The sequence below is a fragment of the Paenibacillus sp. TAF43_2 genome, from assembly GCF_052113545.1.
Lineage (GTDB): Bacteria > Bacillota > Bacilli > Paenibacillales > Paenibacillaceae > Pristimantibacillus.
This window is the reverse complement of the sequence record NZ_JBFRDK010000012.1, coordinates 46,225-66,987: the sequence shown is the minus strand read 5'-3', so window position 1 is coordinate 66,987 and position 20,763 is coordinate 46,225. Positions and strand designations below refer to the sequence as shown.

General features: G+C 47.8%; 13 protein-coding genes. 3 read left to right on the top strand and 10 right to left on the bottom strand.

The features are described from left to right. On the top strand, positions 1–773 hold a 773-nt coding region (locus AB4Z17_RS04740), incomplete at its 5' end, for a hypothetical protein (protein WP_441958435.1). 119 nt (positions 774–892) lie between these two features. Here AB4Z17_RS04740 and AB4Z17_RS04735 read toward each other — a convergent pair. The 10 genes from AB4Z17_RS04735 to AB4Z17_RS04690 form a co-directional block, all read right to left on the bottom strand. Further along, entirely contained in the window at positions 893–2,011 is a 1,119-nt protein-coding gene (locus AB4Z17_RS04735; RefSeq protein ID WP_076268858.1) for a S1C family serine protease, read from the bottom strand. A 12-nt stretch (positions 2,012–2,023) separates the two neighbouring features. Continuing rightward, positions 2,024–3,160, bottom strand: a complete 1,137-nt coding sequence (locus AB4Z17_RS04730; RefSeq protein ID WP_441958433.1) for an FxLYD domain-containing protein — start codon at positions 3,158–3,160, stop codon at positions 2,024–2,026. 14 nt (positions 3,161–3,174) lie between these two features. Next, positions 3,175–3,315, bottom strand: coding sequence for a hypothetical protein (locus AB4Z17_RS04725; protein ID WP_339206854.1), 141 nt, complete (start codon positions 3,313–3,315; stop codon positions 3,175–3,177). A 133-nt stretch (positions 3,316–3,448) separates the two neighbouring features. Next, positions 3,449–9,433 carry an S-layer homology domain-containing protein gene (locus AB4Z17_RS04720; RefSeq protein ID WP_441958431.1) on the bottom strand — a complete coding sequence of 1,995 codons (5,985 nt, stop codon included), beginning with the start codon at positions 9,431–9,433 and terminating at the stop codon, positions 3,449–3,451. 284 nt (positions 9,434–9,717) lie between these two features. Then, the gene (locus AB4Z17_RS04715; RefSeq protein WP_441958430.1) at positions 9,718–11,388 is read right to left on the bottom strand and encodes a ribulokinase; all 1,671 of its coding nucleotides are present in this window, start codon (positions 11,386–11,388) and stop codon (positions 9,718–9,720) included. A gap of 14 nt (positions 11,389–11,402) precedes the next feature. Further along, positions 11,403–12,098, bottom strand: a complete 696-nt coding sequence (gene araD / locus AB4Z17_RS04710; RefSeq protein ID WP_441907995.1) for an L-ribulose-5-phosphate 4-epimerase — start codon at positions 12,096–12,098, stop codon at positions 11,403–11,405. Between the two features lie 162 nt (positions 12,099–12,260). Further along, a complete protein-coding gene (locus tag AB4Z17_RS04705; RefSeq protein ID WP_076268853.1) occupies positions 12,261–13,373 on the bottom strand; it encodes a GntR family transcriptional regulator in 1,113 nt (370 codons plus the stop codon). Positions 13,374–13,515: 142 nt separating this feature from the next. Further along, on the bottom strand, positions 13,516–14,430 hold the full coding sequence (gene galU / locus AB4Z17_RS04700) for a UTP--glucose-1-phosphate uridylyltransferase GalU (protein ID WP_441958428.1): 915 nt from the start codon (positions 14,428–14,430) through the stop codon (positions 13,516–13,518). Between the two features lie 88 nt (positions 14,431–14,518). Continuing rightward, entirely contained in the window at positions 14,519–15,910 is a 1,392-nt protein-coding gene (locus AB4Z17_RS04695; RefSeq protein WP_441958426.1) for a HAMP domain-containing sensor histidine kinase, read from the bottom strand. Then, positions 15,907–16,581, bottom strand: a complete 675-nt coding sequence (locus AB4Z17_RS04690; protein ID WP_441878515.1) for a response regulator transcription factor — start codon at positions 16,579–16,581, stop codon at positions 15,907–15,909. Before AB4Z17_RS04690 ends, AB4Z17_RS04695 begins: the two co-directional genes overlap by 4 nt. A gap of 155 nt (positions 16,582–16,736) precedes the next feature. Here AB4Z17_RS04690 and trxB point away from each other — a divergent pair, with 155 nt between their 5' ends. Both trxB and AB4Z17_RS04680 read left to right on the top strand, forming a co-directional pair. Continuing rightward, positions 16,737–17,678 (top strand): thioredoxin-disulfide reductase, encoded by a 942-nt coding sequence (gene trxB / locus AB4Z17_RS04685; protein ID WP_441958440.1) that lies wholly within the window; start codon positions 16,737–16,739, stop codon positions 17,676–17,678. A gap of 237 nt (positions 17,679–17,915) precedes the next feature. After that, complete coding sequence (locus AB4Z17_RS04680) at positions 17,916–19,862, top strand: glycoside hydrolase family 13 protein (protein WP_441958425.1); 1,947 nt, start codon at positions 17,916–17,918, stop codon at positions 19,860–19,862. Positions 19,863–20,763 lie beyond the last annotated feature (901 nt).

Genomic DNA, 20,763 nt, shown 5'->3' with positions numbered 1-20,763 from the left:
GCTTTGGGCCAGGGGSACCCGGCGGCTTTGGGCCAGGGGGACCCGGCGGCTTTGGGCCAGGGGGACCCGGCGGCTTTGGGCCRGGGGGACCCGGCGGCTTTGGGCCAGGGGGACCCGGCGGCTTTGGGCCGGGCGGTCCCGGCGGCTTTGGGCCAGGGGGACCCAGCGGCTTTGGGCCAGGGGGACCCGGCGGCTTTGGACCGGGGGGTCCCGGCGGCTTTGGGCCGGGCGGTCCTGGCGGTTTTGGGCCAGGCGGACCCGGCAGCTTTGGGCCAGGGGGACCCGGCGGCTTTGGGCCAGGGGGACCCGGCGGCTTTGGGCCTGGGGGACCCGGCGGCTTTGGGCCAGGGGGACCCGGCGGCTTTGGCCCAGGGGCACCCGGCGGCTTTGGGCCGGGGGGCTTCTGGATCGGTGGGCCATGGCTGTTCCCGCCTGCGGGACCGCAGGCGACCGTAACGGTTCTCATAAACGGTGGAAGAGCGTTTCCTAGCATAACGGAGGCGTATCGCATTCCTTTCCGACCGGGTTTGAGCATCTATCAGGCTCTAGCGGAAACGGGGGTTGTCAGCTTCAGCTTTAATGGTCAAATTAATTCCGTTAGCGGAGTCCCTATTGGCGGCAATACCAGCTATCAACTTATACTGAACGGACGCGTAATTCCAGCATCGCTGCTCAGCTTCCCGCTTCAGCGCAATGACTCTGTAGCGCTTGAGCTCTTTTTAAGCCCTGTTTTGCGCGAGGATGAAATCGAAAATACAAGCATAGAAAATTAATTAGAACTGACGATTTATTGATATACCCCTCATTAGTGACGCCCCACAGCTATACAAAAAAAAGCTAGAAAAAGCGGTCTCCCCTGACCGACTTTTTCTAGCTTTTTAAAGTTATGCTTTTACTTAATAGCCTTACCTTTGCCGCTCAGCAGCTTTAATTGATCGTTCTCGTAGCCGACCTCATAGGTTACTTGGTATTTGCTTAACACATATTTGCCTTCGACCCGCTCATCTACTGAAATAACAGCGATAACGGTAGCTTTGTCTTCTCTGCTCTCCGTCACATGCATATTTTCGATGACCACATTCAGCGTCCCCAAGTAACCTGCCCTGAACTTCTCGTAGCTCGTCCCTTCCTTCCAATTGCCGCCTAGCAATGAATAAGCATAAACATAATCGGCATTGTTCAGGCTGTCATAAAAATGAGTAACGAGATAATCAGCATATTCCTCAATCTTCGCTTCATCTTCCATCTTCAGTTCCTTATCCGAAAGCTCCAGATCAGGCAGCTTAGTCATCGGTTTAGTAGACCAGCCTTCTGCGATATCGATTACGTTCGCAATGGGGATACTAAAGCCAATTGAACCTTGCTCATAACCGGCAGAGTTTATGCCAAGCACCGATCCCGTTTTCTGATCAACGAGCGGTCCACCGCTGTTACCAGGAGCAATTGGCGCAGAAATTTGATAGAGATCCGAATACAAATAGGAATCAATTTTGAACGTTCTTCCTAGTCCGCTGACAATACCGGTAGTAACCGTATTTTGAAATCCGAGCGGGCTGCCTACAGCAAGCACTTCGTCCCCGACTTCCGCTCTTTCTTTACGCTCTACCTGCAGCGGCTCCGTTCCAGCCAGTTCCTTCACACGAACAACCGCAATATCCGTTTCCGTGCTAATGCCAATGACTTTTCCGTCCAGCTCGCGCGCATCCGCTGTTTTAATTTTCACAGTATGGGAGCCAGCGACAACATGCGCATTCGTGATGAGATCCCCTTGCTTATTATAAAGGAAGCCTGAGCCTTGATCCCCGTTTTCATTTTCAATCATGACGACCAGCTTCTGCGTTTCAAAAATAATATCCTTAAGAGACTTCTGCTTCGTCTCATCAGCTACCGCAAGCAACGGCTTTCCCGTCAGCCTGTTTGGCACCTCTGAATGAATGGCTAACGCAGCAGCCAATCCCCCACATACAATGAGAGTAGAAGCGATGACGCTAATCCAAGCTCGTTTTCTCATCACATCTTCCCCTTAATCCAAATACCAAGTCGCGTGATCAACGACGACGGTTGTATTCTCTACATAAACCCCATATACCGTACTATTAAAGGTGATTTTCTGGCCTGGATCAACATAATCCGGCGTCGCCTCTGCCTTGCCCTTGCCTACCTCTTTGCCGTCAGCATCGTAGACGATAAATTGAACGCTAATCGAATAAATAGGCCGTGTAGCGGCATTTTTCAGCTCGCCTACAATATTTAAATCTCCGAACTCATCTAGCGTCGATTCGATTTTAACAACCTCGACGGCTGCCGTCTGATTTTTTAGATCCTCTGCTGCAGCCTGCTGCATCGCTTGCTCTAATCTTCGCTGTTCCCTTTTCTCGTAATCTGCCTGTGCATCAGTTATCTTTTTGGCCAGTGTCATAATACGCTCATTATCCTTGGCAAAAAGCAGCGCTCGGTCCGTCAGTGCCAACGCATCCGAATAGTTTTTTTTCTTAAGCAATGCTTCGGCATCCTTATAGCTTATATCGACGATTTTGGCGACAATTTGTTCTTTTACAGCTAGCGCCTCTTCACCGTCTAATTGATTCGCAATGTTAAGCCTTGACTCAAGCTCATCCACTGTATTCAGACCTGCCAGTTCTTCCGTCAGCCTCATGACACCAAGTTTAACGTTATAGTCGTCAAGCTGATGCTTAATCTTTATATAGATTGGCTCTTTATGACCCTTTAATTCACCGTTAATCCGCTCCAGTGTCAGTTCTGCCTCTTCAAGCTTACGCTCCTCCAGCTGCTCCCCCGCAGCTGTAATTGACTGTGCCAGCTCTGCGACAAGGGCAACGATCTCCGCATCCTTCTGCAGAGCGCCAAAGCCTGGACGCGCATCCGAGGCTTCCTGCAGCAGCTTCTGCGCTTTGTCATATTTCCCTGCCAGCGCCTCCGCCTTCGCCTCAACATGAAGCTTGATGACCCTATCATTTATTTCGGATTGATATATATAGTAACTAAATACAGAACCAGCGGTAACAAGCGCTAAAATGATAGGCATCAGCCATGCCAAAATAGAGCTCTTAGCTCTACGTCTCCGCGTTTTTTTAGGCTTGCCCGGCTGCTGGCTTGTTGCATCTATCTCTACAGAAGCAGCCCGCTCCGATAACAACATAGATCGCTCAGTACTTAGAGCCGCTGCAGCTTCTTCTCCATCAGCAAGCAATCTGCCGCACTGGCTGCAATAAATGGCATCATCCGTCTGTTTTTTTTCACAATGATGGCAATACACTTCCGTTCATCCCCCAGCCCACGTTTCTCTCTAAACATATCTATCTATTCTATATCAAAAAGTAAATGATCTCCATTTTTTTATAGTGGGAAATGAAGCCATATTTTAAAAAAGCAGCCTATCATGGTCACAATACACTGTGAACAGATAGGCTGCTTCTATTAATGCTCTTTATTTCACGCTATCATTGATGCTTTCGATCCATTTTTCGCTGCCGTCTTCATTGCGCTCAGCTTTGTGTGAGATCGTTGCTTCCTGTACATCGCCAAAGCCCCAGTGGCTTTGCGGCATATCAGGGAACAATGGGGCCAGTCCCTGAAGCGGTCCGCGATAAAGCATACGATTGATCATCGTAACTGCTTCAACACGAGTAATTTCTTTTTTCGGCTTAAAGCTTCCGTCCGGATAACCGGTTAAAAACTTGCCGTTAAACAAAGCTTCGATCGTGTCTGCTGCCCAGTAGCCTGAAGTATCGTTAAAGTGGGCTGTCGCAGGCGCGCTCACTTCAAGCTTGAGGAACCTTGCCATAACCGCTGCAAGCTCTCCTCTTGTAACTGCCGCATCTGGACGGAAAGAGCCGTCTTCGTATCCGCTGAAGTAGCCGTTTACCGTAACGCTTTGGATGTAGTTCGTCGCCCAGTGACCTTTGCGAATATCGTTAAATGAAAGCGGCTCTTCCACTTTCTCGTTTCCAGATAGTCTTGCAACAATGGCTGCAAGCTCCGCACGAGTAAGTGACCCTTCTGACTTGAATTCCTTATCCGGGTATCCAAGAATATAACGAGTATGAGTAAGCTCCCCGAAGCGATCTGAGAATACATTTACTTTTACTGATGATTGGACAGTGGCATTATTCCCGATAAATTCACCCGAAATATCGAATGCCGTATCTGCTGCTTTCATAAGCGGCCATTCAATAACTATTTTGAAGCTGCTGCCTTGTCCGCCAAGCACGTTGGTCACTTTCCATACGATGGTGTTGTCAGTTACTACTCCGCCAGCTGCATCCGCAACAACTGCGCCCGCAGGAATCTTGACCTTAATTTCTCCTGCTGCCATTGGACTGGTGGAGCTGTTTTTGTAATCCACCGTTATGGTTGACTTTGTTCCTTCTTTTACTTTGTTCTTGTCTACTGAAAGAGTAAGCGCAGGATTGGCAGATGGAGCGCTTGCCTCAAAAGGCGTCAGTTCTAGATCATGTTTGACAATCTCCCATTCAACGGAGAGAACTGGGCTTTTATAGTTATAGAACCCATTCTTCATTACGCCAAGATAATAGTCCGTTTCTGGATACACCATATAGGCATAGAAACCGTGTGCATCAGTCAGCTGTTCTGGACTCGCATTGTCATTTGGTGCAAAACCAACGAGAGCCGGCAAAACAACCTCCGTGTTAGGTATAATCCCTTTGCCTTTATTTCTTGCTGTGTCCGCGTAATAAAGGACAACGGATGCACCTTCAATTACTGCTTTTGTAACCGAATTAGTAACCGTTCCATATGGATCGACAAGCGCCTCAGAAATATTCATTTCCCCTGAAGCCGTTACTTTGACCCCTGCATGGCTGAAAATAATTTCCTTGCCAGGTTCAACTTCATATCTAATTTCCAGCTCGTATTCTCCAATAGCAAGCCCATTCGCATTAAATACGCCTTGCGGGCTAAGTGTAAATGCTTTCGGAGCTCCGCCTTCGGAAATGTAGCTGCCATCCGCTTGTTTCAAATAAATATATGTTTTAGCAAGCAGATCACTGTTAAACAACGAGGACTTGCCATCTGGCTGCTTAAGCAGCACGATACCAGTTACCGTTTTCTCGGATTCAAAGTTTTCTTCGCCTGCTCCTGTTACTTCACCAACTTGAGCCGATTGCTTATAGGTTACAGGTGTAGGAACGCCGCCAACATCAACCGTTTGCGTCACTTCCAGCTCATAAACGACATCGCCTTTCGGAACCACGACATAATAAGCTCCGCTAGCATCGGTAATAACCGTTTCATCAAAGTCTGATCCTGGAGTGATAACGCCGTCGCCATCTAGATCAAGCGTTACGCGAACACTTGCGCCAGCGATTGGCGAATTCGTATCTCCCTTTGTAATAAAGCCTTTAACTGCAGCAGGCAAGAAGGTAATGATGATCTCATCCTGCGCCTTTAAGCCAAGCTCTTTATTGTACACATTTGCTTGAATCGGAATCTGCTGCTCGTTGATGCCTGTAATTTGCTGTGATTTGTACGTAACCTTCGCTATTCCTTGCGCGTCAGTTAGCGCAGTGTTTCCACCAACAAACGTCCCTTTACCAACAGGAGCTTCAAAAATAACCGTTACATCTTTAATTGGAGTGCCATCTGCATTTGTTAGCAATGCTGATAGCTCGGTAGTTGATTTGCCATCGCCCAAAATTTTCTCTGGACTTGCGGTTAACGCCAGTACCGCTTTAACCACTTCAAAGCTGTTATCCGCTAATTTTGTCTCTGAAGGCAATAAGGCTCCTTCAACGTCCAGTGCCCTGAATGTAACTTCGTACTTGCTTGCTGTTGTTAATTCAGGAAGTAAATACGTTGTATTTTCCCACTTCTTATAGCCGTCTGCCACGAAGGTATCCTGATTGACAAGCGTAAGCGGTACGATAATACCGTTCACATTCGCCGTAACGCTCTTAGCAAGCAAGGAACTGACAGCACTCAGCTTAAGCTGCTCGCCTGGAATGATAATTAATACCTTTGATTCGCCMTGCGCTTTGTCTCCGGCCCATCCATCGAGCGCTCTATGAATATTAATCGTCACCGTTGCAGGAGCTGAAACTTGATTATCTCCATCCGTTACAGTGTACGTAAAGCTATCCTGTCCAGATATGAAATCTGAACCCGGTTTATAGATCCATGTATCACCTGATACATTGTAATCGGCAGGCTCTAACGTACCTCTGCCTGGATTGCTCTCTAAACCGTAAACAAGCTTCGTAACTGTCTCGCGATCTGAACCTTTAAAAACAATAATAATATCAGTTGTGCCTTCGGCAACATTTACAGTGATTGGTTCTGCAACCGGCTTGCCGTTGTAGCCAATCGCGATTGCAGCAGCCGCTTCTGCAAATTGTTTCCCATCGCTGCCCCTCCAACCAAATTCAACCGTGCTTCCTTCTGCTAATGAGGTTGAAGGCTGGAATTTCAGACTTTCCAAATCGCTTTTTGCAATGATTTCAGTACTGCCTGGCATCAAATAGACTGACTCACCAACAGAAGGTGTGTACCAAAGCGTTCCGCTCTGATTGAAATTTGCTGGAACAATAATCGCAACTTCTTTCAGCAAATCGCCATCTGCATCTGTGTAACGAGGCGATTCCGTGAAATCCGTTGTTTTAAAAGCAATAATTTCACCAGAAAGTCCCGCTTTTACAATGTCATCTAAGACTGGCGGAGTGTTAATGGTAATCGTGACCTTCTTGTTTTCCTTCGCATATTGCTTGCCGTCCGAGCCGTTCCAGTCGAATGTTACTGAACCCGTCACGCCTGCAGCAGGCACAAAGGTTAAGCCATCTAAGTCACTTGCTTTAATGACAAAGCCGGCAGTCGTAATGTCATAAGCTGGGCCATTGCCTATTTGAAAAACAAGCTTGCCTTTTGCAGGATCTGGGAGCGATACAAGCTTCACTCTGCTTAAGCTCTCACTGTTGGAATCACTGTACGAATCCGTAAAGTCCTTAATTGCAAAAGGCACCGTGCCACCTTTCAATATTTCCTTGTTAATCTGTTCTACCGTTGGAGCAGCATTCGCTTTAATAGTTACCGCAGCTGGCTGCTTCGCGTATTTCGATCCATTATAACCATTCCAATTAAATGCTGCCGTACCTGTGAATCCAGCATCAGCTGGAACAAAGGATAACGTATCCACTTCTCCGATCGCAATTTCATCACCGGCTTCAACTGCCTTGCTGCCTAGGAACAATGAGCCTTGTCCCACTGCTGGCAGAGTAACTATCTTCACACGCTGAAGTCCATTGTAATTAGCAGCACCGTTTGCTTTCGCATATTGGCTTCTAAACTCGTCAGCTGTAAAAGCAGTCGGCTCATATTGAAGACCGTCCTTCGCAATGTTGCTAACGACAGGGTCGTTCGTATAAGTAATGCTCACATTTGCTGGTGTTAAAGAATACTGTTTGCCGTCAAATCCATCCCAAGTGAAGGCAACTGTGCTTTCTTCCGCCAAATTTGCAGCTGGAACGAAACGCAGCGTATTTAATTCCGTTAAAGAAATTTCAGTATTAGAAGATACTACGTAGTCCACCCCTTCGGATGTATAACGCAGCTTTCCGCTATTGGAAAAGTTGGCTGGCAGGCTAATACGTACTTTTGTCAGTGCATCGCCATCCGCATCGCTATATGCATTCGCATTAGTGAAATCGGTAGCTTTCATTTGAACCGTATTGCCAGCTATAGCTGCAAAAGAAATGTTACTAACAATTGGCGCCGTATTAATAGCAATGGTCACTTGCTTATTATCCTTCGCATACTGAACGCCGTCTGAGCCATTCCACTCAAACGAAGCTGTACCGCTGGCATTGCTCGCAGGAACAAAGCTCAGCTTGCCCAAATCAGCTGCACTGATTTCATCGCCCACGGCCACAGCTGCAGCAGAACCACCGTTTGTAATCATCAGCTTACCGGCAGCTGGCGCCGGCAATGAAACGATTTTCACCTTGCTTAAGTTTTCCTTTGGCAAAGTTGCATCCGTATACTGGCTTGTGAAATCTGAAGCTGTAAATGTTAGTGTTTCACCTTGATTAATAGCCTTATTTATATCTTTTACAACAGGAGCGGCATTTGCAGTAATCGTTACCGTCCCATCGATAGCCGCGTACTTGCTTCCATCATAGCCATTCCACTTAAATGAAGTCGTGCCCGTTAAACCTGCTGCATCTGGAACGAAGGTCAATTGAGCGACATCTGCCTTAGCAATTTCGTCATCTAATTTAACATCCACTCCTGCAAGCTGGAGCTTGCCGCCGCTTGGAAGCGAAACGATTTTCACTTTTTCAAGCTTAGCAGCTTGTGCTTCACCTGTTACGCGATAATATTTGCTGCTGAAGTCCGTTAGCGTAAAATTCGTTGGCTCGTATTGAGGTCCCGCTTTTGCAATATCTTTTACCGCAGGGTCAAACGTAGACATCGAATAAATATGCTGAGCTGTTCCAGGCTCATTCTTATCTGGCTGCTTGTCGAACAATATAATATTTACAGTGTATTCTTTGCTTGGATCTGCTCCAGGAGCATTAAGAACAATGTTGTCCCATTTCTGCTCGGTTCCTTGCTTGGAGCCGCTAAAGTACTTCTGCGACAAATCCAAGTTTTTCTCCCTAATCTCATTGCCGACTTTCGTTTTCTCAATGACATTGACTTCCATATAAAAGTTTCCGTCTTGTTTAGGCAAGAAACCTGTATTTATCGTTACTTTGTCTTTCGTAACAGCAACAGCGGCTCCGGTAATTTCTCCGGTCTCTCTCACGCCGCCGTCAATGACAAGCTGACCCCAATCGATGGTCGTCACCCAGCCGCTGTTGAAATTAGAAGTATTCATGAAATAATGATGTACGGAAATGCCAACATATAAATCCTGATTGGCGACGATACTATTCCATTGATCCGGTTTAATTTCCAGAACGGTTGTATTCCACACATTATTTTTTCCGGATAAAGCACCCAAGTTAAATGCTTGAGGGAATTCCTTCTTGTATGTATCAGACCCAAAATTTGCTGGCCATGGGGTTGTAGGTGCACCTAATGCAATATCTGCAGGGTTAGATGAGAAATATACACGGTCCCACTCGCCTGTACCGCTTTTGTTTGATTCATCGTATTCGTCTACATCAAGAGCCCGTATAAGCATATAAGCACTTTTTGTAGGTTTGGCTTTAATGTCTTTAATTTTAAATTCGATTGGATAAAGAGCCATATTGTTCCCCGTGCTGCTGTCTAAATCGCCGTCAGCTGCACTGTTCGCAGCTCCGCCGCCCCAGTTATCCGTACCAGTAAAATAAGTCGCTCCTGTATCAATCGCTGCAGCACTTGCTGCGTATGGAACAGGGAAAAGCTGAACGAGCAGCACCGCAAATGCCATAAATGCGGTAAATAACCGTTTTCGCCACAGTCTGCTGTTCATTCGACCTCTGTTCCTAGAACTTCTTGGTCCCATAGACCTACCATCTTCCTTCATTCCCGTACTCTCCTTTACTATTAAGATCGCTTTCAAAAGCTGTCTACATTCTTCTGTCTCTTTTTTATAAGTCCGACGACCTATAATAACATTCGTTTCTGTACAAATTCTGTACAATTTCGACAAGAAGAGTGGAAAAAGCTAGAAATTAATAAAAAAAAAAAGACTCCGTCGCATAATTAAATGCTGGAGTCGTTTGTTTGGTATATATATGATTGAATAATAGCTACCTAAGCTTGCTCTTCTTTTATAACCTTAAGGCGTTTCATTACATCATTTGCGCCGCGTCCGTAGTAGTCGTGCAGCAAGTTATATTCCGCATACAGCTTCTCGTAAACTGCAACGTTTGCCGGAATCGGCTTGAACGTTTCTTCGCGTACACGAGCCATCTTTTGAGCCGCATCAACAATGCTGTCGAAACCGCCCTTTGCGGCACCAGCTGCTACTGCTCCAAACATCGCTGCACCAAGTGCAGGCGTTTGCTTGGATGCTGCGACCTTGATCTCGCGATTCGTTACATCTGCATAAATCTGCATAAGCAGCGCGTTCTTCTGCGGCAATCCGCCGCATGCGTACAATTCATTTACTTCAACCCCGTTGCTGTGGAACGCATCGACGATTTTGCGTGTGCCAAATGCCGTTGCTTCAAGAAGGGCGCGGTAAATTTCCCAAGGCTTCGTTAGCAAGGTGAGGCCTACAATGGTACCTGTCAAATCCGTATCTACAAGAACCGAGCGGTTTCCATTCCACCAGTCAAGCGCCAGTACGCCGGATTCGCCAACATTCAGCTCGCTGGCTTTGCGAGTCAAATAAACATGTACATTTTCGCCAGCCTGCTCTGCCTCTTGAAGTACGTAGGCTGGAACAGATTCCTCAACGAACCATTCAAAAATATCACCAACCGCTGATTGTCCCGCTTCGTAGCCAAAGTAACCCGGAATGATGCCGTCCTCAACGACGCCGCACATTCCTTCCACTTCCTTCTCTTCCGTTCCGAGCAGCATGTGGCAAATCGATGTGCCCATCGCCATAACCAGCTTGCCTGGCGTAACGACGCCAACACCCGGCACCGCCGCATGTGCATCCACATTGCCAACCGCGATCGCCGTGCCTGGCGCAAGTCCGATGCGTGCAGCCATATCAGGCAGCAATTCTCCAGCCTTCGAGCCAAGCGGTACAACTTCGCCGCGCAGCTTCGTTTCTGTCAGGTTTTCTAAACGAGGATCAAGCGCTTTGAAAAAATCCTTGCTTGGATAGCCCTCTTGCTTATGCCACATGCCTTTGTAGCCGGCCGTACAGCTGTTGCGAACAATATTGCCAGTCAATTGGCCAATAACCCAGTCCGTTGCTTCAACAAATTTATCTGCAGTTTCATAAATGTCCGGTGCTTCATTCAAAATCTGCCATGCTTTGGCCATCATCCACTCTGATGAAATTTTGCCTCCATAACGCGGCACCCACTTCTCACCGCGCTGCGCTGCCATTTCGTTGATAAGGTTAGCCTCATCTTGTGCAGCGTGATGCTTCCACAGCTTCACCCAGCTATGCGGATTATCCTTGTAGGCATCCTGTACACATAGCGGATTCCCTTTTCCATCGATGGGGAGCATTGTACATGCTGTAAAATCGATGCCTAAACCGATGACATCAGCAGCATGGATACCTGATTCCTTCATTACCGCAGGAACCGACAATTCCAACACTTCAATATAGTCAAGCGGATGCTGAAGCGCCCAGTCATGCTCAAGCTTAATGCCAGATACCGGAAGCTTCTCATCAATAACGTGGTGAGTATACGGCGTGACATGCTCCGCTACCTCGGCACCGTTAGATAGATCCACAAGAACAGCTCGGCCCGATTGCGTGCCGTAGTCTACACCAATTGCGTATTTTTTGCTCATTATCCGAATCCTCCTTATTTTTGGCCGTAGTAGGCGTTCGCTCCGTGCTTGCGTAAATAGTGTCGATCCAATAAAGCTTGATCCATCGGCTGAACATTCGGGTTAAGCTGATACGTATGAAGAGCCATCTTCGCCACTTCCTCCAGCACAACCGCATTATGAACGGCGTTATGCGGGTCTTTGCCCCAGCAAAAAGGAGCGTGGCTGTTTACGAGCACCGAAGGCACTTGGTTTGGATCGATATGGTTTTTATTGAAGGTTTCAACGATGACATTGCCCGTTTCCAGCTCATATGCGCCGTTGATTTCCGCTTCTGTCATCGCGCGTGTGCAAGGCACCTCGCCATAGAAATAGTCGCCATGCGTCGTGCCAAGCGATGGAATAGAGCGCCCCGCCTGTGCCCAGCTTGTCGCCCAAGGCGAATGGGTGTGTACAATTCCGCCTATCGAAGGAAACGCTTTGTAGAGCAGCACATGAGTAGCCGTGTCCGAGGAAGGTCGAAGATTTCCTTCAATCACATTGCCTTCCAAATCTACGACAACCATCTGCTCGGCTTTTAACTCCTCGTAAGGAACGCCGCTTGGCTTAATAACTGCATAACCAGACTCTCTATCTACACCGCTGACGTTGCCCCAAGTAAATGTAACTAATCCGTACTTTGGAAGATCCATATTCGCTTCCCAAACCGCATGCTTCAATGCTTCTAACATGACCACTTATCGCTCCCTTCAAGCTCACATTTCTATGCTGATCCGCATTCACTTATACGGACATTGCCATAGAATATCTTTGCTTTATTATAAGTTGTACGTACAAGTGTGTCACGTCTTTTTTATTCATCCATTTAAAAACATTAACCGTTCAGCAACAGCTTAGCTTTGGGGCGGTCTAGTTGAATCACGTACAACGAGCTGCGGATCATATATTTTATCCTGCGTTTGTCTCCGCTGGTGCTGCTTATCCAGCATACTAAGCAGCAATTCGACCGCATCCGTGCCCATTTCTGTTTTTGGATGCGCAACGGTTGTCAGCTTCACTTCGGTAGCCGTAGCCAGATTCGCATCATCAAAACCGACAATCGAAAGATCCTCAGGCACCGTTAAGCCAGCCTGCCTTACGATATCAAGCATTTTTACAGCCAGCTCATCGTTATAGCAAATAATAGCGGTCGGCCGCTGATCCGGCTCACGCTGCAGCATCGCAAACAAGGCCTGCATCGGCTTGTCCTGCTTCTCCTCCGTCGTATAGCGCAGCAAATAATCCGGCGGAACCGTGTGCCCTTGCTCCCGATGAGCCCGTAAAAAACCGCGCATCCGGTGAACGCCTTGAAAGTCATCCGTCTTAAAAAATCCGGCGATTCGCGTATGGCCGAGCTTAATTAAATGCTCTGCGGCACGATAGCCGCCAAGCTCGTCATCCACGCGCAAGCATGGCGCATCCACGTCGCTATATCGTTCATTGAGCATAATGTATGGAATTTTGAGCGCATCGAGCGCCAAAAAATAATTAAAGTTCGGGTTGCCCTCCGCGCTCTTCGTCGGCTCAATAATGAGCCCGGTCAGCGGCTCGCGCAGCATCGACTCCAGACTGTCCTTTTCTTTATCCTTTTCATTATCCGTGCTCGCCAGCAGAAGTCTTGCCCCTACAGCGCGCAAGCTCGATTCAACGCCTCTGACGATGGTCGGGAATATATAATCTGATATATGGGTCGTAATCATCCCGATCGTCATCCCTTGGGATGAGTTTTTCCGCTCCGGCGCAGATTGGTCCGACACGAACGTCCCTTTCCCTTGTACGCGGTAGAGCCAGCCCTCCTGCTCCAAATCACCGAGTGCTTGGCGCACCGTTTGCCGGCTCATCTCGAATTGCTTGCCGATCTCATTCTCCGATGGCAGCTTCTCGTGCGGCTTAAACTGCGCTGTGACGATCCAGGATATGATTTCCTGCTTTAATTGCATATATTTGGGCGTTTGCTGTTCCTTCACTTCACACCTCAACTCCGTTAGTTGTATTCCTGTAGTATATCATACGCGAAACTTGTACGTACATGATCTCAAGTTCTAACCATAAAACCGGCCAAAAGACAAAATAAAAAGCCGCTCATTGGCGGCCTTCATTTCTCATGGATTAGAACTGCGTTTCCTTCAGCCTCTCCAGCATGTACTTTCTGACCTCATCGCCTAGATCCGCACGCTCTAATGCAAAATCAATCGTAGCTTGTACAAAACCAAGCTTGTCGCCTACATCATGTCTAATACCATCGAACCGATAAGCCATTAAAGAAGAGATATGGTTTAATTGCTGTAAGCTGTCTGTCAGTTGAATTTCCCCAGCTTTGCCTGGCGTCGCTTTCTCAAGCAGATCAAATATGACAGGATCAAGGACGTAGCGTCCAACAACCGCATAGTTGGACGGGGCTTGTCCTTGCGCCGGCTTTTCAATAATGTTGCGTACTCGCGCTACCTGCTTATCCCGCTCAATATCAACAATACCATATTTATGCGTCTGATCCCAAGGCACCTCCATCACAGCTACAACAGATGATTGTTCCCTCTCGTACACATCCATCATTTGCCGCAAGCAAGGTGGATCAGCTTTCAAAATATCGTCGCCTAGCAATACCGCGAACGGCTCGTCCGCTATGAAGCGGCGTGCGCAAAGCACTGCATGGCCAAGGCCTAGCGGCTCCTTCTGACGAACATAATAAATATCGGCCAGCTGTGATATTTTCCGCACCATCTCCAGCATTTCTTCATTATGACGCGCTTCCAGCTCCATTTCGAGCTCGGCAGATTTGTCAAAATGGTCCTCGATCGCTCGTTTGTTGCGTCCGCTGACGATTACGATACTCTCGATGCCTGAATTTACAGCCTCTTCTACGATATATTGAATAGCAGGCTTATCGATAATAGGCAGCATTTCTTTCGGCTGCGCTTTCGTAGCCGGCAAAAACCTTGTCCCTAATCCCCCAGCAGGAATGATCGCTTTCCGAATCCGCTTCTCCACCTTAACATCTCCCCCAGCTCTTTGCTTTCTATGCAATCGCTCCTTTTATCATAACGGTTTCACCCTCGTTTTTCCATGTATTCAAAAGCTTCCACTGTCGCTTCTTTCCAGCTTCGTCCCATAACTAAGCAGCTGTTCGTGCAAACGGGAGCTTAATCATAAAGCTTGCTCCAGTAAGCTGGTCCGCACTTGGATCAAGCGCAATGGTTCCGCCGTGAATATGAATGATGGTTTGTGCGATCGAAAGCCCAAGCCCGCTCCCGCCTTGGCTTCTATCCCTTGATAAATCCCCTTTATAAAAACGCTCAAATATTCGCTCTCGATCCTCCTCATGAACGCCTATCCCGGTATCGGTAATTCGGACCACAATGGAACCATCCTTTTCGGACAAAGACAAAAAGATTTTGCCGTCCTCTGGTGTAAATTTCATGCTGTTGGCAAGCAAATTCATCCATACCTGATTAAGCTGATCACGATCAGCAGTAATTACCGTTTCCTCCATTAACAGCTCAACCGTTTGTCTCTTGGCCATCCACTGCGGCTCGCAGGCAAGCACCACATCACGAAGCTGACGATCCAGTCGATAGGGCTGCGGGTGAAAAGGATGCTGCTGCGAGTCGAGCGATGCCAAATTGAGCAAATTTTCACTTAGCCGAGAAAGCCGCATGCTCTCTTGCTTAATGATGCTAATATAACGCTCCCGCTCAGCTCCAGTAACCTCCTCGCTGCGCAGTGCTTCTGCGAAGCCGCCAATCGACGTAAGGGGAGACTGCATTTCGTGCGAGACATTGGATACAAAATCCTGACGCATCATTTCAAGCTGTGATAAGCTGAGCGCCATTTTGTTCATGCCCTGGGCAAGCTCACCTAGCTCATCGCCGCGTCTTGCGGGCAGCCGTACACTGAAATCCCCCTGTGACATTCGCGTCGCAGCGTTCGTCATCATTTTTAGAGGCCTCACTAAATAACGGGCCACGATTAGAATAAGTACGCTTCCGACGAGCAGCAGCGTAACAAGCAGCGTGACAGCCGTCCATAAGAAGTTGCTATTTTGTGGAAAACGATTTAGCTGAACGAACAATGCCCATCTTTCATTGCCGAATGACACAAGTTTCCCTAAAGCAGGCGGCGAAGGCGGGCTAACCTCCTCACTAGCGTATACATCCAGTCTGACAGAGCTGCCGCCGAATACCTTTCTTAGCTGCTCGAATGTCAGTCGCTCCATAATCAGCTCGCTTCGCTCGCCAGCCCTTACTAAGTAGTTGGAGCTGCTGATAGCGACAATTGACTGCCCTTGCAAGCTTGAGATCTCCTCCAAAAATGCTTGCAAATCTGCCGGCTTCGAGACGGCATAAAGCTGTTCAATGCGAGCAATCGACTTCTCCAGCTGATTGGGCAGCTGTCCCCTTGCATCCCTCTTGAACATTTGGTTCGTGAATAAAAAAGCGACCCCGATGCTAATCAGAACGATAACAAGGAATGTAGCCGTAATTCGAAAGTAAAGGCCGCGAATCATGACCATACCTCCAGTCGATACCCTAGTCCGCGAATCGTTACGATACGGAAACGATATTGCTCCTCGGGAAAACGATCCCGCAGTCTTTTGATATGGACATCAACGGTTCGCTCGTCCCCCTCATAGTCCATTCCCCATATTTGTTCAATCAGATGATCACGGGCAAAGGTTTTGCCTGGATAGCTTGCCAGCTTGAACAGCAGCTCAAACTCCTTAGGCGGCAACGTTACCTTCTCTCCGCCAGCTGACATATGAAAGTCCGTTCGATTCATGAGGACATCGCCGAACTCCACCGTCTGCGAAGCGGTAATCCGGTATCTTTTGAGCAGCGCCTTAACCCGGGCTATAAGCTCCGGCGGATCAAAGGGTTTGACCATATAATCATCCGCACCAAGCTCAAACCCCTTCACCTTCTGCGAGGTTTCTCCCTTGGCAGTCAGCATGAGCAGCGGAATATCATAGCTCGCTCGCAGTTCCGCGCAAAGCGCCCACCCGTCCATGCGGGGCATCATGACATCAATAATCGCAAGATCTGGTCGTACCAAGTCCAGCTTCTCTAATGCGTCTATACCATCTATAGCTTCAATGACCTGACAGCCTTCTCTTTTTAGGAAAAGAGCTACCAGCTCGCGAATGTTTGGATCGTCGTCTGCAACTACGATTTTGGGCATTTTGTTCTTCCTCCAATTAGACTTATGTAGTTATGATTTCAGCATACATGACCAACATGAACGTTACATGAACGATATTGACTTTAAAGCTACATTATAATAATTTTAAAGTAGGATTTATTATTCAACGGAATTTTGAATGGAGGATATAGATGATGCATAAAACAATTATTATTGGTACAGGACCTGCCGGATTGACGGCTGCCATTTATTTGGCTCGCGCGAACATGGAGCCGCTCGTTATTGAAGGGTGGCAGCCAGGCGGCCAGCTTACAACAACAACAGAAGTAGAAAATTTCCCAGGTTTCCCTGATGGTATTTTGGGCAGCGAGCTAATGTCCAACATGCGTAAGCAAGCACAGCGTTTTGGTGCAAAATTCAAAACAGGCTCTGTAAAAAACGTCGACTTCAGCAAACGTCCCTACACGCTTGACGTGGAAGGCATTGGCGAGCTGCAAGCCGAATCCATCATTATCTCTACAGGCGCTTCAGCCAAATACCTCGGCATTCCGGGTGAGCAAGAAAATATCGGTCGCGGCGTAAGCACATGTGCAACTTGTGACGGCTTCTTCTTCCGCGGCAAAAAAATTATTGTAGTAGGCGGCGGCGACTCCGCAATGGAAGAAGCCGTGTTCCTTACTCGCTTCGCTTCCGAAGTAAGAGTAGTTAACCGTCGCAATGAGCTGCGCGCATCAAAAATTATGCAGGATCGCGCTCGTGCGAATGACAAAATCGTATGGAGCCTGAACCGTACACCGCTTGAAGTTGCTGCAACGGGCATGGGCTTGCAAGGGTTGAAGGTGCGCAATAATGAAACAGGCGAGGAAGAATTGCTTGAAACAGACGGCGTATTTATTACGATCGGCCACACGCCTAATACTGGCTTCCTTGGCGGTCAAATCGACACCGATGAGCAAGGCTACATTATTGTAAAGCCGGGCACTTCCGAGACGAACATCCCAGGCGTATACGCTTGCGGCGATGTTCAAGACCGTAATTACCGCCAGGCGATTACCGCTGCTGGAAGCGGCTGTATGGCTGCTCTGGATTGCGAGCGCTACTTGGAATCCCTAGCGCATGAAGCGGTTAATGCATAATTTTTTTTCAAAACTAGACTAGTACAATACGTGCAAATTATGTATAATAAAAGTGTTGAGATTTACAATAGAAAGGCAATGCTACCGCAACCATTTGTTCGCAATATGCTTCGCGTGAGCGGCGCCTGAACGTGTTATGGGAGAAGGTACAACCTCGGCTTATTATGAGCACAGAGGTTGTGCCTTTTTTCGTGTTTCCATATCTTCTCTCACATCATCCATGAAGGAGCGATAATCATGTTATTAGAAGCTGTTTATCACAGACCGAAGCAAAACTGGGCTTACGCCTACGACGGAAAGACGCTGCACCTCCGCTTGCGTACCAAAAAAGACGATGTTGCTGTAGTTGAAGCAATCGTCGGCGACAAGTACGCATGGGATCAAACGATTACAACGGTCCCTATGCATATTTTCACTTCGGATGCACGATTCGATTATTGGGAAACTTCCGTTATTCCTCCTTTTCGGAGGCTGCGTTATGCGTTCCGCTTAATAAGCGGAGATGAGGCGATTATTTTCTCGGATAAAGGTATCGAGCTTACACTTCCTGACAACTCAAATTCATTTTTTGATTTCCCATATATTAATCCAATCGATGTATTTGAGCCGCCAGCTTGGGTGAAGGACGCTGTCTTTTATCAAATATTCCCTGAACGCTTCGCGAATGGCGATCCTTCGATCAATCCTGAAAATGTGCTGCCTTGGGGCGGCGAGCCTACGCCAAAAAACTTTTTTGGCGGTGACCTCCAGGGTGTAATTGATCACTTGGATCATATTTCAGCACTTGGCATTAATGCGGTATATTTCACTCCGCTGTTCGAAGCAACGACCAATCACAAGTATGATACACAAGACTACATGAAGGTTGATCCGCATTTTGGCACAAATGAGAAGTTGAAGGAATTGGTTGATGCTTGCCATGCCCGCGGCATTCGTGTCTTGCTTGATGCGGTATTCAATCACTCAGGCAAAACCTTCCCTCCATTTGTCGATGCTCAGAAGAACGGACAGCAGTCAAAATATGCGGATTGGTTCTATGTTCGGGAATGGCCGCTGCAAGTGGTGGACGGCGTTCCGACGTACGAAACCTTCGCATTTGAGCCGCTTATGCCGAAGCTGAACACCGAGCATCCTGAGGTGAAGCAATATTTGTTCGAGGTAGCTCGCTACTGGATCGAGGAGATCGGAATCGACGGCTGGAGACTGGACGTTGCCAATGAGGTTGATCATCAGTTTTGGCGTGAGTTCCGTCAGACGGTAAAAGCAGTGAATAAAGACGCTTATATTTTGGGCGAGATTTGGCATGATTCGATGATGTGGCTGCAGGGGGATCAATTCGATGCGGTTATGAATTATCCTTTCACGAATGCAGTTCTTGATTTCTTTGCTTATCAAACGATCGATGCGACTGATTTCGCTAATGCAATTGGATCGCAGCTTGCAGCATATCCGCAGCAAGTAACAGAATCGGCTTTCAACCTGCTCGATAGCCATGATACGCCTCGTCTGCTTACGATCTGCGAGGATAATACGGATGCGATGAAGCTTTCTTCGCTCTTCCAGCTGACCTTCCCTGGAACCCCATGTATTTATTATGGCGATGAGGTAGGCATCAATGGCGCTGGCGATCCAGGCTGCCGCAAATGCATGGTGTGGGACCCAGAGGAGCAAAACCGTGAATTGCTCACGTTCTATACCGACGCAATCGGACTGCRCCACAAGTACAGTGCGCTTCGCAGCGCTGATATTCGCTTCGTGCACGTTGGCGCAGCAGATGGCACCTTGGTCTATGAGCGTCGTGAAGGCAGCCAGCGGCTTCTTATCGCGATGAATGCTCGCGGCGAAGCTGCTGATTTGAGCTTTGCAATTGAAGCTCAGCCGACTGATTGCAACGCTGCTCCTCACGCTGTTGCTTTTAGAGGCTTTGCGAAACCAGCAACTGCAACTGCTGTAAGCGAGGCTTCTGCATCCCCAGTGGCTGCCTCGATCGAAAATGCTAAGGCCGATGCTAGATCGGTTGCAACAGCTGTCATCACCGATAACGGCGCATCGACATGGTCTGTATTGTTATCAAACACTAGCAAATATGCAGTAAGCTCTTCCTTTGCAAGCAGCAACGACGGCAAGCTTCAATTCACGTTGCCTGCTTACGGCTATGTGATTTTGGAGCAGTCTGCCGAGTAACCAATAACCTTATTTGCTTAGGGCAGTCCAATCGCGGACTGCCCTTCTTTTGGTTGATTCACACGTCCATGTAACACAATAAGCACCTATTTGTGCTTACAGACCAGTAACCACAGCTACTTTCTCGCTGTAAGAACACATACGTGCTTACAGCCTCTTTTTTAACCTTCCGCATACGCCTAATTCGCTCAATAAGCACGTATTTGTGCTTACAGACCAGTAACCATAGCTACTTCTCGGCTGTAAGAACACATACGTGCTTACTGCTTGTTTTCTACCCGCCGCATGCGCCGAATTCGCTCAATAAGCACCTATGTGTGCTTACAGTCCAGTAACCATAGCTACTTCTCGGCTGTAAGAACATATATGTGCTTACAGCCTGTTTTCTACCTTCCGCATACGCCGAATTCACTCAATAAGCACCTATTTGTGCTTATTGATCAGTAACCACAGCTACTTTCTAGCTGTAAGAACACATACGTGCTTACAGCCTCTTTTCTACCTTCCGCATGCGCCGAATTCACTCAATAAGCACCTATTTGTGCTTACAGACCAGTAACCATAGCTACTTCTCGGCTGTAAGAACATATACGTGCTTACAGCTTCTTTTCTACCCGCCGCATGCGCCGAAATTACTCAATAAGCACATATATGTGCTTACAGATTAGTAACCATAGCTACTTCTCGGCTGTAAGAACACATACGTGCTTACAGCCTCTTTTCTACCTTCCGCATACGCCGAATTCGCTCAATAAGCACGTATTTGTGCTTACAGACCAGTAACCATATCTACTTCTCGGCTGTAAGAACATATATGTGCTTACAGCCTCCTGCCTACCCGCCGCATACGCCGAATTCGCTCAATAAGCACATATACGTGTTACAGCTACTACTACTACTC